Here is a 14,704-nt window from a genome sequence, read left to right on the forward strand (position 1 = left end):
CCCTACTGACTACTCACTGCTGACTAACCACTTAGGGGGAGGATCCCATGTACGCAGTCAACTATCACCGTGCCGCCTCGGTCACTGAAGCCGCCAAGCTCGTGAAGAGCGGCGACGCCAAGCTGCTTTCCGGCGGCATGACCTTGATCCCCGCCATGAAGACGCGGCTGGCGGCGCCATCCGATCTGGTCGACCTGTCCCGCATCAAGGAACTGCAGGGGGTCAAGGTGTCGGGCAAGACGGTCACGATCGGCGCTGCCACCACGCATTTCGACGTCGCCAATGACGAGAAGCTGCGCAAGGCCTGCCCGGCACTTGGCCATCTGGCGTCGCTGATCGGCGATCCGGCGGTACGCCACAAGGGCACGATCGGCGGTTCGATCGCCAATAACGATCCGGCGGCGGACTATCCGGCAGCACTTCTGGCGCTCGGCGCCACCATCATCACCAACAGGCGCGAGATGTCAGCCGACAAGTTCTTCAAGGGGTTGTTCGAAACCTCCTTGAAGGACGGCGAGATCGTCACGGCGGTCTCCTTTACGGCACCGGCGAAGGCTGCGTACGAAAAATTCCGCAATCCGGCCTCGCGCTACGCGATCGTCGGCGTGTTCGTGGCCAAGGGCAAGGACGGCGTCAGTGTTGCCGTCACCGGCGCCGGCGACGACGGCGTCTTCCGCTCGAAGGAGATCGAGGCAGCACTTGCCAAGAGCTTCGATGTCGCTTCGCTCAATGGTGTGAAAGTTCCGGCGAAGAACCTGATGAGCGACATTCACGCTTCATCAGACTACCGTGCCAACCTGATCACAGTCATGGCCAAGCGCGCGGTGGCGGCAGCCAACGCCTGACGCAAGATCGATTACGGACGGGGGAACGGGCTGTCACGGCCCGTTTTCATTCCCGGCGACCGTAGGCCTAGTTCCCGTCGGCCACGTCCCCATCCTTGCTTGAAGCAATTCCGGCCCATGCTGCGGGGGACATGCATCGGCGGCAATCTCGCACTTGCACAAACTTATATTGCGCTGCAGTATAGATCAGGGCGGGAATGCGAGCCGGGTTCGGGAATAGCCGTGCCTTTCGCATTACAATGCGAAGGGATCGGCATGTCCGAAATTTCCGCGACCCATCTGGCTCCGCCCCGAGCGATCGTCGAGCGACCGGCCAGGACAAGACTGGCCTATCTCGATGGCTGGCGCGGTCTGTCGATCGCGCTCGTGCTGATTGGGCATTTTTTTCCCGTTCCCGGGATCAATCTGGGCGTGCTGGGCGTCGAATTCTTCTTCGTGCTGAGCGGCCGGCTGATGGCCGAAATCCTGTTCATCGAACGCTATCCGCTGAAGAAATTTTTCAAACGCCGGTTCTCGCGCATCTATCCGGCGCTTCTGGTCTTTGTCATCGTCGCCATGATCGCGCTCTCAGGCACGTTCATCGCCTTCAAATGGAAGGCGGCCCTGACGGCGCTGACCTTCACCTACAACTATGCCGGAATTCTCCTGAATCGGGCCGGCGCGCTCGACCACATCTGGTCGCTCTGCATCGAAGAACATGCCTATATCATCCTGGCGGCGATCAGCGCGGTCGTTGCCAGCCGCAGCCGTGTCATCCCGCTGCTGCTGGTCCTGGCTCTGGTGGCCATGGTCAATGGCGCGGTTTCCTACTGGTTCCTGCACATGGATTATGAGACCACGTACTGGCGCACCGACGTGCACATCGCCTCGATCCTGCTGTCGGCCGCGATCTGCCTGCTCAAAGCGGACGGCAAGCTGCCGACCTTGCTGAAGGGGCCTTATGTCGCCGTTGCGGCGGCCGTCGGCGCGGTTTGCCTGTTCATGGACTCGGTGCCGACACCGATCCACTACCTGGCCGCGGTGCCATTGCTGGCGATCGCCGTCAACGCGCTGGATTTCAGCACGCGGTTCTTGTCCGGATGGCTGTCGTCCCTGCCGATGACGATGCTGGGTGTATGGTCATATTCGCTCTATCTGTGGCAGCAGCCCTTCTACAAATTCGTCTACGAGCAGGGCAGCAATCCATGGCCGATGCTGGCCGGGGTTTTTGCCTGCGCGCTCTGCAGCTACTACCTGATCGAGCGCCCAGCACGCGAATGGCTCAACCGCAATTGGTGAGCTGCCCGATGGTTTGATAGTCGCCAGACGATAGCCGCACGACGGCGAGGTCCTTTTCGCCAAATAGCGCTTAGCTGTCTCCGGGTTGGGGCAACGTCCAGGTGAGTCGGCGGGTGCCACCGATCAGGTGGCGATCTGCCTGACGTAATAGCGCACCGCTTTCTTGCCGCCGTGGATCACCGCGTCGCCGACTTCGGCGAAGCCGAGTGCGGCGTGGAAGGCATCCGAGGCGGGGTTGGGCGGGTCGGTGTTGACCTCGCAGGTGACCAGCGCGTGACCGGCGCTCCGCGCATGGTCGAACAGGTCCCGATAGAGCCGGCGAGCATGGCCGCGGCCTCTTGCGTGCGCCGCCACGACGACGCGGTCGACATAGATGAAGCTGATGTAACGCTCGCGAAACCAGACGAAGTTCGGGCTGTCGTAGTTGGCATCCTGGTCGAAGGTCATGATGAAGGCTTCGAGATCGCCGATGCGGCGCGCGTAAAAGGCCTCGGCGAGCAGGAACGACAGCCGTTCGGCTTCAAGCCACGACAATTCGGCGGCGTGCTCGTTGTTGAGCGCCAGTATTGCCGCTTCGTCGGCCTGCGCAATGCGGTCAATGGGCGAGGTCATGCCTTGGCCGCCGCGATTGTCGCCGCCACCAGCGCTGTATCGGTCAGCGTGTTGCGATATTCGCGGTCGAGATCGGAGCCGCCCATGCCGACCTTCGGATTGCGGTAGCGCATGGCGCTCGACACGTCCTTGAGGGCGGCGAAGTGCATTTCGGCCAGGCCAGTCCTTGCGCGCACCTCGGCGATATTGCCGAGATCGAGCCCGCCGCAACCGAGGATGATGATGCGCTCGCCGGCCAGCCGGACCAGCTCTTGCAGCAATGCCAGGCCTTCGATCGCCGTGTCGCGCTGGCCGCTGGTCAGCACGCGGCCAACCCTGCAGCGGATCAGCGCTTCCAGGGCTTCGGCCGGATCGCGAGTCATATCGAAGGCGCGGTGGCAGGTGACGTTCAAGGGGCCCGCCGCCTCTGTCAATTCGCGCATGCGCTGCTCGTCGATGGCGCCGTCGGCGTTCAGGCAGCCGAACACCACGCCGGGCACGCCGAGTTCGCGAAGCGCGGCGACGTCGGCAAGCATCGAGCGGTATTCGGTCTCGCTGTAGAGAAAATCCCCGCCGCGCGGCCGCACCATGACATGAAAGGGCACGGTCGCCTGGTCGAGAGCGGCGCGCACGGTGCCGAGGCTCGGCGTGGTGCCGCCTTCGACAAGGCTGGCGCAGAGTTCGATCCGGTCGGCGCCGGCGGCCTGCGCGGCGAGCAGGCCATCAATGCCTTCGACACAGATTTCTATAAGCGGCGGGCGAATTTTTGGGGTCAAGGGGCGATCCAATCCATGGTGTTGCGCAAGCCCTAGCACCCGGGCGCCTGGCGCGGAAGCGTGAACGCTACGCCGCCACTTGGACCAGACGGCAGATTCCATTCTTGACAGTCACATAACTGCAGGGTTATGGGTTATACATAGCTGATGGGTTATGATTTTGCGCGTGGCACCACGACAGCAACGAGAGGAGCAAGGCACGGAAACCAAATCGATCGTCGTCGAAAGGCTGATTCCATATTCGGCGGAAAAGATATGGCGAGCACTGACCGTGCCGGCACTCGTCGGCGAATGGCTCATGCAGAATGATTTCGCTGCCCAAGAGGGGCATCGCTTCACATTCCGTGCGACACCAGTTCCCGGGTGGTCCGGGGTGACGAACTGCATGGTGCTGAAAGTCGAGGCGCCGCGGCTGCTGGCTTATAGCTGGGGCGATGGGACGGAATCGGACAGCGGGTTGAAAACCGTGGTGACGTGGTTACTGACACCCGAGGGGATGGCGACCCGGGTGCGAATGGAGCAGTCGGGATTTCGGCCCGCCGACGAGCGTGGCTATATCGGCATGGGAAGCGGCTGGCCGCGCATTCTCGAACGGCTCGAACAGGTTACCTCAAAACAGGCCTGACACCCGGCAGGCAGCTAACAGTTCCATCAAGTCGAAACCCTGGATGCGAGGCGTCCGGGCCGGGAAAGCACGCCCGGAGAACAGTTCAAAAGGAGAAGACACATGCAAGCGAGAATCAAGAGCCCGGTGATGCTCATCCCAGGCGCCCTGCAGGCGTTTCTGGCGCTGGACAAGTCGACCGAGGCAGCGGACCTGCCCTATGTGACACGCAAGCTCGTGCATCTGCGCGCCAGTCAGATCAACAGCTGCAGCGTCTGCGTCGACATGCACGCGCGCGAGCTCAAGAAAGCCGGCGAGAAGGAAGAGCGCATCTTTGCCCTCGCTGCCTGGAGGGAAACGCCTTATTTCACCGACGCCGAACGCGCGGCATTGGCGCTGGCAGAAGCCGGCACAAGGCTCGCCGACCGACCGGACGCGGTGCCGGACGATATCTGGGAGGAGGCGGCCCGGCATTATGACGAGAAGGCCCTTGCCGCACTGGTCATCCAGATCGCCCTGATCAACGCCTTCAATAGGCTGAACGCGACGACCCGGCAGCCGGTTGGCGCCTGGGGCTGAGCGCCGGGTTCACATGGGGGGCTGGGTCCACGAGGCGAGGGGCGGGCGGCGCATTGCCTTCCCGCCCCGCCGGGAGCACCTATGCAACCTGGTGGCTACTGTCGCAATTCGGTATTCTTGGCGCCTTCCTCGACCTGATCGATCACCAGGAGCTTGACCGGCCCGTCGCCAATGTTGGTGGCCTGGTGCCACTGCCCGATCATTTCGATGATGAAATCGCCAGTCTTGTAGGTGTTGCTGTTGCCGGTTTCGACATTCGTGACCTTCAGCGTTCCGGCCTGGACATAGGCGTAGCGCGGGAAGGGATGGCGATGGACCGGCAAGGTCGCGCCGGGCGCGATGTCATAGGTCGAGACCAGCACCTGCACGTTCTTCCGCGGCAGCGTGATCGGCTGCCCGGATGCAGTGGTGGTACGTGATGCGAGTGGCGTCACGACGACTGGGGTTCCGCTGCTGTCCAGCGCATGAGCGCCGGTCGCGAACGATGCTGCCGTGAGCAGCAATACCGATGCCAGGATTTTCCGCATGATGTCCTCCCTTGACCGACGCATCTATCGCGCGGCGGCGGCAGCGTGCAAGGCCGCTCGTGACCAGAGGCCGAACCTGGCGTGCATTTGCACGGGCGGTTGATCCACCACCCGGGCCATGTTCCTCACCCGCTTCCAACCGGAAGGCTGTCCTGCAAGGTCTGATGCATGCCCGGTCATGAACGGCCATGGTGCTGCTTCAAAAAAATTTCGGGCGACCTCTTGAACAAAAAAATCATGATTCCCAGATCGTTTTCCGTCGAGGCTTCGGCTCGACATACTGCGTCGCGGCGACGCTGCGGCGACCCGTAAACCATGTTGCTTCACGGAGGATATGGCTATGAGAAGCTTTGATTATTCGCCTCTTTACCGCACCACGGTCGGCTTCGACCGGCTCTTCGACATGCTCGAAAACAGCGTGCGCTCCGACTGGCCGCCCTACAACATCGAGAAGAATGGCGACAACGACTATCGTATCACGATGGCCGTCGCCGGCTTCGGTCTCGACGAAGTGGAACTTGTGCAGAACGGCCCTGAATTGTCCGTCATCGGACAGAGAAAGCCCGATCAGCAACATCGGGAGATCCTCCACCGGGGCCTGGCGATAGGTAACTTCAAGCAGGTGTTCAAACTTGCAGACCACGTCAAGGTCAAGGCGGCCAATATTCATAATGGCCTGCTGTCGGTGGACCTGGTCCGCGAAGTGCCCGAGGAACTCAAGCCCCGGCGCATCGAGATCGGTTCCAACGCCGCAGCGGTTCCGCTTCAGGATGGCGGCAACAAGCAGTCCATAGATGTGGATGCCGAGCCGCAACGCAAGGTGGCCTGATACAGGAAACCTCAGTCTGTGGTCCGCCTCCCGGCTCGGCCGGGAGGCACAGATCGCGGAGAACGGAGATGAGATCCCAAGCTTACAGTTTTCATGAATCCAAACCGACGGATTACGCAGCGGAATTCGCTGCGCTGCGTACGCCCGAGGACGTCCTGAACGAGAACATGACGATCGGCGAGAAGAGGGCTTTGCTCGCCTTCTGGGCCTCGGACGCCCATGCGGTTCCTGACAATCCAACCCTGCGTCAATTGGACAACGGTGCGATGGCGCAGGTCAGCGAGATTCTTCGTGCGCTCCACACCCTGGACGAGATTGCGCGCAAGCCGACGGCCAGGGCACCGTTTGATCGCAGTCCGTCCTCAGACCAGCGTCGCAACAAAACCAGGCGCAACTGGCTGCGGTACCCCTGGCGAGATGACGACGACGATGATCCGCCGCCGGTTCCGGCATATGCCGGTGTCCCACCCAGGTGTGGGGATGGCGGCATGTTCGCGGAGCCTGAGCATGCCGTCGCGTGAAAAGCTGAAGCAAACGAACACCCTCAACCGAATGGAGGACTATATGGGCGACAGGACGTTCGATCGACCGGTGCTGGTCAAGGATGGCCAGTTCATCCAAGAAATAGGAAGCCTTGAGGATGCATTCGATTTCCTGGATGAGTGGCCGCGGGAGCGTCGAGGCCCGATTTTCGAAACGGCCTTCCGGGCTTGCCAGCGTGCTTACGATGGCCAGATACCACTCTCGGTCGCGCGCGATGCCGTCGCTGGGTTCGCGAGATCCGTCAAGATGCTGCAGGAGCCGCTTGCTCCGGTGCCTTGGATGAGCGGCACCAAATCTGGCCGCGGTGGGGTGGCCGCCTAGCTGCGACAACGGCAGCGGCACTGCCTAGAGGTGTCGCTGCCCGCAGTCCCATACGGGTTAGCAGGACGGGTCACAGCCACGGCGAACCCACTATGTCGCGTGGTGCCGACGATGGCAGGCAGAGAGGTCTTTTGAGAAATTGGCTCCCCGGGCCGGATTCGAACCAGCGACCAACCGGTTAACAGCCGGTTGCTCTACCACTGAGCTACCGGGGAACGGAGGCTCTTTGAGCAAGTGGCGCAGCCTATAGCAAACCCGTTTCGGCTTTGCAAAGAAGCATTTCGCATTTTTCCGAGACTTTTTCGCTCAGGCGTTTCTCGCAATCGGCCTTGCCCACCCTCATATTAGCCGTCTTGGCGACGAGCGCGGAACCGAAAGGGCGGTCGCGGCTTTCGTAAAATGAGATTGCCGAGCCCTAACACAGGCGGTTCTTCACGATGACGGCAGCGGACGAAAACCCGATACCCGCAAGAAAGATCTCGGTGTTCGGGCGTGAATTCACCATGCCGCGGTCGCGCGGCCTCAGAATCACGATCGGCGTGCTATTGACCCTTGGCGGCATTCTCGGGTTCTTGCCGATCCTCGGCTTCTGGATGGTGCCGCTCGGATTGCTGGTGCTCTCCTACGAAATTGCCATGGTGCGCCGCCACCGGCGCCGCCTGGTCGTCTGGTGGGAGCGGCGACGCCGGCCGAATTGAGCGGCCGGTACCGATGCATGTCGCACGGCGGTCGCCTTCAACGAGAATCAATCGTCGCGCCGTCTCTCCGTGTCGGTGCCGGATTCCTCTGAAGCCGGTTGCTGGCCTGCTTTCAGATCTTCGCTGATCTCCTTCAGGACGGCTGAAGCCGAGGCCAGGCGCGCCCGGTCGCGGGGTGAAAGCCTGCCGGTGCCTTCTATTCTCAGGCAGTCGATGGCATAGCGCACCAATTCCTCGCATCCCAGCAGCGGCACGCTTTCGGTTTCGTGCGTTTCGTCCTTCGGTTTGGCCAGGGCCATGATGCAGTCCTCCCTGTTTCTCAACGCAAGCCGGTGCGCGGAGTTTCGCTCGATCATTTGCCATGCTTAACGGATTGCCAATGTGAGTGGGCGGCTCCGACGGCGATCTAACAGGGCGCGGAGCCGGCGCAAGGAAACCGTTTTGGAATGCGTGTGGCCGCTTGACGGCATTTTCGCCGCAACCTATTGGAACCGGGTGGAACGCCGGGAGCAATGAGGCCTCGTGGCGGAGTGGTTACGCAGAGGACTGCAAATCCTTGCACCCCGGTTCGATTCCGGGCGAGGCCTCCAATACCCGGGCTCCAGCGCGTCAGCGCCGGAGCCTGAAGTTCCGGTCGAAATGAACCGCGATTCTGGCGCGGCAAGCAGATTGGTTGGAGCATGAGCGCTGATTTTTCCGAACTTCGCGTCAAGATGGTCGATGGTCAGGTTCGCACCACCGACGTGACCAGCGCGCCGCTGCTCGACGCGATGCTTTCGGTGCCGCGCGAGGTCTTCGTCGGCGATCGCCAGCGCGATCTGGCCTATATCGACGAGGACATCCGCATCGCCGACAGCGCCGATGGCCCGCGTTACCTGATGGAAGCTTCGCCACTGGCCAAGCTGATGCAACTGGCCGAGATCAACCCGACCGACTCGGCGCTCGATGTCGGTTGCGGCACCGGTTATGCCTCGGCCATCCTGTCGCGCCTGGCGAGATCCGTCGTGGCGCTCGAAAGCGATTCGGCACTGGCGCAAACCGCCGCGTCGACCCTGTCCGGGCTTGGCTGCGGCAATGTGACCGTGGTTCAGGGCGCCCTGGCGCAAGGCCATGCCGCGAAGGCGCCTTACGAGGTCATCTTCATCGGCGGCAGTGTCAGTAAAGTGCCGTCGGCGCTGCTCGACCAGCTCGCCGAAGGCGGCCGCCTGGTGGCGGTCGAAGGCCAGGGCAATTCAGGCGTGGCGCGACTTTTTGTCAAAGCCGGGGGGGTTGTAAGCGGGAGAAGGGCGTTTAATGCGGCAATTAAGCCACTACCCGGGTTCGAACGTGAGCATGCTTTCGAATTCTGAATGATTTGCCTTGCAGCAAAGACCTTGTCATGGTCGCTTGCATTTGAACGATCGTTGCTGATCCCAGACTGGGGGCACTTTGGGCTGAGCGACAGGGAACATAAACACGCCACGCCGCCTGCTCTGGAAGGAGAAGCCGGCGCGGCGCGGTTCCCATGGAAAACGAATGAGGGATACACCGTGCCGTCAGTACGCAAGTCACTTTTCACCGCCGTCCTTGTTTCGGCGACCGCGCTATCCCCACTGGCTGCTTCGGCTGAAACCATCACCGGCGCGCTTTCAAAAGCCTATCAGTACAATTCCACGCTGAATGCATCGCGCGCCGGCGTGCGTGTCACCGACGAGAGTGTGGCCATCGCCAAGTCGGGCTGGCGGCCGACGGTTACAGGTTCAGCCAACATCGACTATACGAACACGCGCCGGGCAAATGGCGGCGGCAGTTCGAAACTGACAAGCGGCAGCTACGGCATTCAGATCAATCAATCGCTGTTCGACGGGTTTCAGACGAGGAATAATGTCGCGGCCGCCGAATCCCAGGTCAAGGCGTCGGTGGAAAGCCTGCGCAATACCGAGGAAAACACGCTGTTCAACGCGGCCATGGCCTATATGGACGTGATTCGCGACCGGCAGATCGCGGTGCTGACCGAGCAGAACCTGCAGTTCCTGAGCGAGCAGGCGCGCGCCGCGCGCTCGCGCTTCGAAGTCGGCGAAGGCACGCGCACCGATGTCGCGCAGGCCGATGCCTCACGAGCGTCCGCGGTGGCATCGCTGAGCGCGGCCCGCGCACAGGCGCTGGCCAGCGCTGCGACCTATCACCAGGTCGTCGGCGACGAGCCTGGCAAGCTCAGGCCCGCTTCGCCATTGGGCCGGTTGCTGCCGTCGAGCCTCGACGCGGCGATCGCCGTCGGCTCGGCCGAACACCCGGCCATCCTTGCCACTCAGCATCTGGTCGACGCCGCAGCGTTTTCAGTCAAATCGGCTGAAGGCGCGCTGTTGCCGCAGCTGTCGGCTTCGGCCGGCGTTTCGGAAGATTACCGCAAGTCCATTCCCGACATCACCGGTTCCAACGGCAATTCGACCTCGGCCAATATCGGCGCGACGCTGACCATTCCAATCTACTCCGGCGGCCGGACGTCGGCGGTCGTGCGGCAGAACAAGGAATCGCTGGGGCAAGCACGCATCCAGGTCGACGTTACCCGCGACCAGGTGCGCCAGGCCATCGCCACCGCATGGTCGCAATACACCGCCGCGCAGCAAAGCGTATCCGCCAACAGGCAGGTTATCGACGCCGCACAATTGGCGCTGAACGGCGTCATTGAGGAACGCAATGTCGGCCAGCGCACCACGCTTGACGTACTCAATGCGCAGGCCACCGTGATTACCGCCAAGATTAACCAGGCCAATTCCGAACACGACGTTGTCGTGGCGAGCTATGCCATCCTTCAGGCGATTGGCCGCCTGTCTGTCGACCGGCTTGCGCTGCAGGTGACGAAGTACAGGCCCGAAGAGCACTATAATGCCGTCAAGGACAAGTGGATCGGCCTGCGCACGCCGGACGGCCGCTAGGCCGTTCGCTCGATCGGCGTTTTCTGGCTAGGATTCGATCGACACCGTTGGACCATCGTTCTCCCTTGGTCGGTAGCTGACGGGACCGTCACACGGCTTTGGCGGATTTGCTCTAATCTGTTGAAATCCCACATGTCCCCAGATTGGGGATTCTCGTGCGGCGATCCGTCGGTTACGCTGTCGCCATGATTCGAATCCGGCTTTTGCCGGAGCGGAAAATCTGCAACGGGTCACAAGGGCGGCGGATGTGACGATGGCAACGGCAAGCAGCGCACAGCGCGAACCTTCCATGGAAGAGATACTGGCTTCCATCAGGAGGATCATCGAAGACAGCGACAATGGCCGCAAGCAGCCCGGCGAGGCCGACGAATTGCAGCAGGACCTGGAGCCGCCACCGAGCGCTGTGGCAGCCGCCGACATCGATGCGTTTCGCGCCGAATTGCATGCCGCTCCCGAGGTCAGGAAGCCGGTCGCTGTGACCGAAACAATCCAGGCGCAGCCGGCGATTGCGCGCATGGATGCGCCGCCGCGTGCCGATCCGGCTCCGGGCAGGACGCCGATGACCCTGGCCGAGGTCAGCGCCCGGGTTGCCGCCGAGCCTGCCGCCGACGCGCCAGCGGCTCCCGCGGAGGTTGCGACAAGTGAAGCCATCGTCGCCGATTGGCGGCGCGAGATCGCGGCGGTTGGCGAGCAAGCCAAGGCGATGCCGGACCGGAGCGTCCGCAAGCCAGCGGCAGAGCCGGAGGTTTCGGCAAGCAAACCAGTGGTGGCGGAACCTGCGATCGACCGGGCTCCTTCAAGCGATGCTCCAACGGGTACGGCTGAGGCGCACGCGGCGGCGAACGAAACGCCGGCGGTGCGTCCCGCGATTCTTTCCGAACATACCGGCCGCCAGGTCGCGGCCGCCTTCGGCGAACTGTCCGACGCCTTTGCCAGCCGCAGCAAGAAGACATTCGACGAGATGGCCGAAGAAATGCTGCGTCCGATGCTGCAGGATTGGCTGGACAACAATCTGCCGACGCTGGTCGAAAGGCTGGTGCGCGAAGAGATCGAGCGCGTGGCACGCGGAGCGCAATAACGTCCAGGCTAGCATCCCGAGAAACGCCGCCGCCGAGGCGGCGTTTCTCGTTGTGGTTGGATCAGTCACTGGTTGCCGAACTGGCGAAGGCGAGCAGGTTGCCGTCGGAGTCGCTGACAATGAAGGTGCGCGAGCCCCGGGGTCTGGGTCCAGCGATCCATTGGCGTCAAGACGCCCACGGCCCGTCCGTTGAAATGAATAGGCCGACGCCTATCTGCTTGTGAAGCCTCAGGACATCCCTCGCGGTTGACTTGGCCAAGACCTTCCGATTTACACCGAACCAGCAAAATTCCCGACAGCGCGGACCGTTTTCCCATGCTTGAAAAGACCTACGACGCAAAAACCGTCGAGCCGAAGATCGCCAAGGTGTGGGAGGAAGCCGACGCGTTTCGCGCCGGCGCTGGGGCGGAGGAGGGGGCCGAGGCCTTCATCATCGTCATTCCGCCGCCCAACGTCACCGGCTCGCTGCATATGGGCCATGCGCTCAACAACACGCTGCAGGACATTCTGGTCCGCTTCGAGCGCATGCGTGGCAAGAACGTCTTGTGGCAGCCCGGCATGGACCATGCCGGCATCGCCACGCAGATGGTGGTCGAGCGGCAGCTGATGGAAAAGCAGATCCACCGCCGCGATCTCACCCGCGAGGAATTCATCGAGAAAGTGTGGGAGTGGAAGGCCGAATCGGGCGGCGCGATCTTCAACCAGCTGAAACGTCTCGGCGCTTCCGCCGACTGGTCGCGCGAACGCTTCACCATGGACGAGGGCCTCTCCAAGGCCGTGCTCGAAGTCTTCGTCACGCTCTACAAGGAAGGGCTGATCTACAAGGACAAGCGCCTTGTGAACTGGGACCCGAAACTGTTGACCGCGATCTCCGATCTCGAGGTCGAGCAGCAGGAGGTCAACGGCAACCTCTGGCATTTCCGCTATCCGGTCGAAGGCGTGACGTTCGATCCCGAGAATCCAAAAACCTTCGTTATCGTGGCGACGACTCGTCCCGAGACAATGCTGGGCGACACGGCTGTCGCGGTGAATCCAGAGGACGACCGGTTCCGGCATCTCGTCGGCAAGAATGTCGTCCTGCCGATCGTCGGGCGCAAGATCCCTGTCGTGGCCGACGAGTATTCCGATCCGGAAAAGGGGTCCGGAGCGGTCAAGATCACGCCGGCGCATGATTTCAACGACTTCGAGGTCGGCAAGCGCCACAAGCTGCCGGCGATCAACATCCTGACCGTCGAAGCGGCCATCAAGCTCAGGGATAATGAGGACTTCCTCGCCGGCGTCGAGGTGACGCCGGAGCGCCAGGCCGTCTGGGACGAGCTCGACGGCCTCGACCGTTTCGTTGCGCGCAAGAAGATCGTCGAGCTGATGGAGGCCGGCGGCTTCCTCGACAAGGTCGAGCCGCACCGCCATGCGGTGCCGCATGGCGACCGCGGCGGCGTGCCGATCGAACCGTTCCTGACCGAGCAGTGGTACGCCAACGCGGCGGAACTCGCCAAGCCGGCGATCGCCTCGGTGCGCGAGGGGCGCACCAAAATAATCCCCAACAGCTGGGACAAGACCTACTTCCAGTGGATGGAGAATATCGAACCCTGGTGTATTTCGCGCCAGCTCTGGTGGGGTCACCAGATTCCGGCCTGGTACGGGCCAGATGGGCGTGTCTTCGTCGAGAAGACCGAGGAAGAGGCGCTGAGCGCCGCCATCGAATATTATCTGGCGCTGGAAGGGCCATGGAAGGCCTGGGTCGAGGACAAGCTCGAGAACTTCAAGCCGGGCGAGATCCTGACCCGCGACGAGGATGTGCTCGACACCTGGTTCTCGTCGGCGCTGTGGCCTTTCTCGACGCTGGGCTGGCCGGAGCAGACGCCGGAGCTGAAGACTTATTATCAGACCGACGTGCTGGTGACCGGCTTCGATCTTATCTTCTTCTGGGTCGCCCGCATGATGATGATGGGCCTCCACTTCATGGGCGAGGAGCCGTTCCACACCGTTTATATGCATGCGCTGGTGCGCGACAAGAACGGCGCCAAGATGTCGAAGTCGAAAGGCAACGTCATCGATCCGCTCGACCTGATCGACGAATATGGCGCCGATGCGCTGCGTTTCACCCTAACGGTGATGGCTGCCCAAGGGCGCGATGTTAAGCTCGATCCGGCGCGTATCGCCGGCTACCGCAATTTCGGCACCAAGCTGTGGAACGCGACGCGTTTCGCCGAGATGAACGAAGTCGCGCGCAATGACGATTTCTGGCTGAACGACGCCAAGCTGGCGGTCAACCGCTGGATCCTGACCGAACTGACACGCGCCGCGCGCGAGGTCACCGACGGCATCACCTCGTATCGCTTCAACGAGGCGGCTGGAGCCGCCTACCGCTTCGTCTGGAACCTGTTCTGCGACTGGTATCTGGAACTGTTGAAGCCGGTGTTCATGGGCTCGGACGAGGCCGCCAAGGCCGAAAGCCGCGCCTGCGTCGCCTTCGTGCTCGACGAGATCTACAAGCTCCTGCATCCGATGATGCCGTTCATGACCGAGGAGCTCTGGGCGCAGACGGCGGGCGAGGGCAGGGAGCGGGGCTCGCTGCTGTGCCATGCCGCATGGCCGTCGCCGGATTTCGAGGACCATGAAGCGGCTGGCGACATCAACTGGCTGGTCGATCTCGTCTCCGGCATCCGCTCGGTGCGCTCGGAGATGAACGTGCCGCCGGCAGCCATTGCACCACTGGTGGTCGTCGGCGCCAACGATGTGACGCGCGAGCGGCTGGTTCGCGAGGAGTCAGCGATCAAACGGCTGGCGCGTGTCGGCGACATCTCGCTCGCCGATGCGGCACCCAAGGGGTCGGCACAGATCGTGCTCAACGAGGCGACGATCTGCCTGCCGCTGGGCAGCCTGATCGACCTCGCCGCGGAGGCCGCGCGGCTGCAGAAGGAACTGGCCAAGGTCACCGAGGAAATCGCGCGCCTGCACAAGAAACTGTCGAACGAGAAGTTCGTCGCCAGCGCGCCGGCCGAGATCGTCGAAGGCGAGCGGGAAAAGCTCGTCGAATATCGCGCCGCGCAGGACAAGCTTTCGGTGGCGTTGACCAGGGTTCGTGACGCCGGCTGAAAGGCAGATTCGCGAGACTTT

General features: G+C 62.4%; 16 protein-coding genes and 2 tRNA genes. 13 read left to right on the forward strand and 5 right to left on the reverse strand.

What is annotated here, in order from left to right:
- Positions 1–47: 47 nt before the first annotated feature.
- Both LB571_RS13965 and LB571_RS13970 read left to right on the forward strand, forming a co-directional pair.
- A complete protein-coding gene (locus tag LB571_RS13965; protein WP_224595168.1) occupies positions 48–845 on the forward strand; it encodes an FAD binding domain-containing protein in 798 nt (265 codons plus the stop codon).
- Between the two features lie 255 nt (positions 846–1,100).
- Positions 1,101–2,123, forward strand: coding sequence for an acyltransferase family protein (locus LB571_RS13970; protein ID WP_224595172.1), 1,023 nt, complete (start codon positions 1,101–1,103; stop codon positions 2,121–2,123).
- A gap of 123 nt (positions 2,124–2,246) precedes the next feature.
- Here LB571_RS13970 and LB571_RS13975 read toward each other — a convergent pair whose 3' ends face one another.
- On the reverse strand, positions 2,247–2,735 hold the full coding sequence (locus LB571_RS13975; RefSeq protein ID WP_140821971.1) for a GNAT family N-acetyltransferase: 489 nt from the start codon (positions 2,733–2,735) through the stop codon (positions 2,247–2,249).
- Complete coding sequence (locus tag LB571_RS13980) at positions 2,732–3,490, reverse strand: copper homeostasis protein CutC (protein ID WP_181172938.1); 759 nt, start codon at positions 3,488–3,490, stop codon at positions 2,732–2,734. The genes LB571_RS13975 and LB571_RS13980 overlap by 4 nt, the downstream gene beginning before the upstream one ends.
- Before the next feature lie 166 nt (positions 3,491–3,656).
- On the opposite strand from LB571_RS13980, the gene LB571_RS13985 reads away from it, so the two are divergent.
- Both LB571_RS13985 and LB571_RS13990 read left to right on the forward strand, forming a co-directional pair.
- On the forward strand, positions 3,657–4,115 hold the full coding sequence (locus tag LB571_RS13985) for an SRPBCC family protein (protein ID WP_224595175.1): 459 nt from the start codon (positions 3,657–3,659) through the stop codon (positions 4,113–4,115).
- Positions 4,116–4,217: 102 nt separating this feature from the next.
- Positions 4,218–4,673 (forward strand): carboxymuconolactone decarboxylase family protein, encoded by a 456-nt coding sequence (locus LB571_RS13990; RefSeq protein ID WP_015317509.1) that lies wholly within the window; start codon positions 4,218–4,220, stop codon positions 4,671–4,673.
- Between the two features lie 95 nt (positions 4,674–4,768).
- Here the strand turns inward: LB571_RS13990 and LB571_RS13995 are convergent, their stop codons facing one another.
- Entirely contained in the window at positions 4,769–5,200 is a 432-nt protein-coding gene (locus tag LB571_RS13995) for a cupin domain-containing protein (RefSeq protein WP_015317510.1), read from the reverse strand.
- Positions 5,201–5,540: 340 nt separating this feature from the next.
- Here LB571_RS13995 and LB571_RS14000 point away from each other — a divergent pair, with 340 nt between their 5' ends.
- From LB571_RS14000 to LB571_RS14010, 3 genes are all read left to right on the forward strand, one after another.
- Positions 5,541–6,029, forward strand: coding sequence for an Hsp20 family protein (locus LB571_RS14000; protein WP_140616045.1), 489 nt, complete (start codon positions 5,541–5,543; stop codon positions 6,027–6,029).
- A 68-nt stretch (positions 6,030–6,097) separates the two neighbouring features.
- Positions 6,098–6,550 carry a hypothetical protein gene (locus LB571_RS14005; RefSeq protein ID WP_140616047.1) on the forward strand — a complete coding sequence of 151 codons (453 nt, stop codon included), beginning with the start codon at positions 6,098–6,100 and terminating at the stop codon, positions 6,548–6,550.
- A 43-nt stretch (positions 6,551–6,593) separates the two neighbouring features.
- Entirely contained in the window at positions 6,594–6,893 is a 300-nt protein-coding gene (locus tag LB571_RS14010) for a DUF982 domain-containing protein (protein ID WP_224595217.1), read from the forward strand.
- A gap of 140 nt (positions 6,894–7,033) precedes the next feature.
- On the opposite strand, the gene LB571_RS14015 is transcribed toward LB571_RS14010, so the two are convergent.
- Positions 7,034–7,108: transfer RNA gene (locus LB571_RS14015), tRNA-Asn, on the reverse strand.
- Positions 7,109–7,330: 222 nt separating this feature from the next.
- On the opposite strand from LB571_RS14015, the gene LB571_RS14020 reads away from it, so the two are divergent.
- Positions 7,331–7,591: a hypothetical protein gene (locus LB571_RS14020; RefSeq protein ID WP_140723737.1), complete on the forward strand. Its 261-nt coding sequence runs from the start codon at positions 7,331–7,333 to the stop codon at positions 7,589–7,591.
- A 47-nt stretch (positions 7,592–7,638) separates the two neighbouring features.
- On the opposite strand, the gene LB571_RS14025 is transcribed toward LB571_RS14020, so the two are convergent.
- Complete coding sequence (locus LB571_RS14025; protein ID WP_224595177.1) at positions 7,639–7,890, reverse strand: hypothetical protein; 252 nt, start codon at positions 7,888–7,890, stop codon at positions 7,639–7,641.
- Positions 7,891–8,107: 217 nt separating this feature from the next.
- Between LB571_RS14025 and LB571_RS14030 the strand changes: the two genes are divergently transcribed.
- From LB571_RS14030 to LB571_RS14050, 5 genes are all read left to right on the forward strand, one after another.
- Positions 8,108–8,181: transfer RNA gene (locus LB571_RS14030), tRNA-Cys, on the forward strand.
- Between the two features lie 90 nt (positions 8,182–8,271).
- The gene (locus LB571_RS14035) at positions 8,272–8,940 is read left to right on the forward strand and encodes a protein-L-isoaspartate O-methyltransferase family protein (protein ID WP_224595179.1); all 669 of its coding nucleotides are present in this window, start codon (positions 8,272–8,274) and stop codon (positions 8,938–8,940) included.
- A gap of 180 nt (positions 8,941–9,120) precedes the next feature.
- Complete coding sequence (locus LB571_RS14040; protein ID WP_015317517.1) at positions 9,121–10,506, forward strand: TolC family outer membrane protein; 1,386 nt, start codon at positions 9,121–9,123, stop codon at positions 10,504–10,506.
- A gap of 253 nt (positions 10,507–10,759) precedes the next feature.
- Positions 10,760–11,584, forward strand: a complete 825-nt coding sequence (locus LB571_RS14045) for a PopZ family protein (protein ID WP_224595181.1) — start codon at positions 10,760–10,762, stop codon at positions 11,582–11,584.
- Between the two features lie 315 nt (positions 11,585–11,899).
- The gene (locus LB571_RS14050; protein ID WP_224595187.1) at positions 11,900–14,683 is read left to right on the forward strand and encodes a valine--tRNA ligase; all 2,784 of its coding nucleotides are present in this window, start codon (positions 11,900–11,902) and stop codon (positions 14,681–14,683) included.
- Positions 14,684–14,704 lie beyond the last annotated feature (21 nt).

The sequence above is a fragment of the Mesorhizobium sp. BR1-1-4 genome, from assembly GCF_020165375.1.
Classification (GTDB): Bacteria; Pseudomonadota; Alphaproteobacteria; order Rhizobiales; family Rhizobiaceae; genus Mesorhizobium; species Mesorhizobium australicum.

Excerpts from the sequence above, each read along its gene's own strand:
- LB571_RS13965 (WP_224595168.1), top strand. The coding sequence starts at position 48 with ATGTACGCAGTCAACTATCACCGTGCCGCCTCGGTCACTGAAGCCGCC.
- LB571_RS13970 (WP_224595172.1), top strand. The coding sequence starts at position 1,101 with ATGTCCGAAATTTCCGCGACCCATCTGGCTCCGCCCCGAGCGATCGTC.
- LB571_RS13975 (WP_140821971.1), bottom strand. The coding sequence starts at position 2,735 with ATGACCTCGCCCATTGACCGCATTGCGCAGGCCGACGAAGCGGCAATA.
- LB571_RS13990 (WP_015317509.1), top strand. The coding sequence starts at position 4,218 with ATGCAAGCGAGAATCAAGAGCCCGGTGATGCTCATCCCAGGCGCCCTG.
- LB571_RS13995 (WP_015317510.1), bottom strand. The coding sequence starts at position 5,200 with ATGCGGAAAATCCTGGCATCGGTATTGCTGCTCACGGCAGCATCGTTC.
- LB571_RS14000 (WP_140616045.1), top strand. The coding sequence starts at position 5,541 with ATGAGAAGCTTTGATTATTCGCCTCTTTACCGCACCACGGTCGGCTTC.
- LB571_RS14005 (WP_140616047.1), top strand. The coding sequence starts at position 6,098 with ATGAGATCCCAAGCTTACAGTTTTCATGAATCCAAACCGACGGATTAC.
- LB571_RS14010 (WP_224595217.1), top strand. The coding sequence starts at position 6,594 with ATGGGCGACAGGACGTTCGATCGACCGGTGCTGGTCAAGGATGGCCAG.
- LB571_RS14020 (WP_140723737.1), top strand. The coding sequence starts at position 7,331 with ATGACGGCAGCGGACGAAAACCCGATACCCGCAAGAAAGATCTCGGTG.
- LB571_RS14025 (WP_224595177.1), bottom strand. The coding sequence starts at position 7,890 with ATGGCCCTGGCCAAACCGAAGGACGAAACGCACGAAACCGAAAGCGTG.
- LB571_RS14035 (WP_224595179.1), top strand. The coding sequence starts at position 8,272 with ATGAGCGCTGATTTTTCCGAACTTCGCGTCAAGATGGTCGATGGTCAG.
- LB571_RS14045 (WP_224595181.1), top strand. The coding sequence starts at position 10,760 with ATGGCAACGGCAAGCAGCGCACAGCGCGAACCTTCCATGGAAGAGATA.
- LB571_RS14050 (WP_224595187.1), top strand. The coding sequence starts at position 11,900 with ATGCTTGAAAAGACCTACGACGCAAAAACCGTCGAGCCGAAGATCGCC.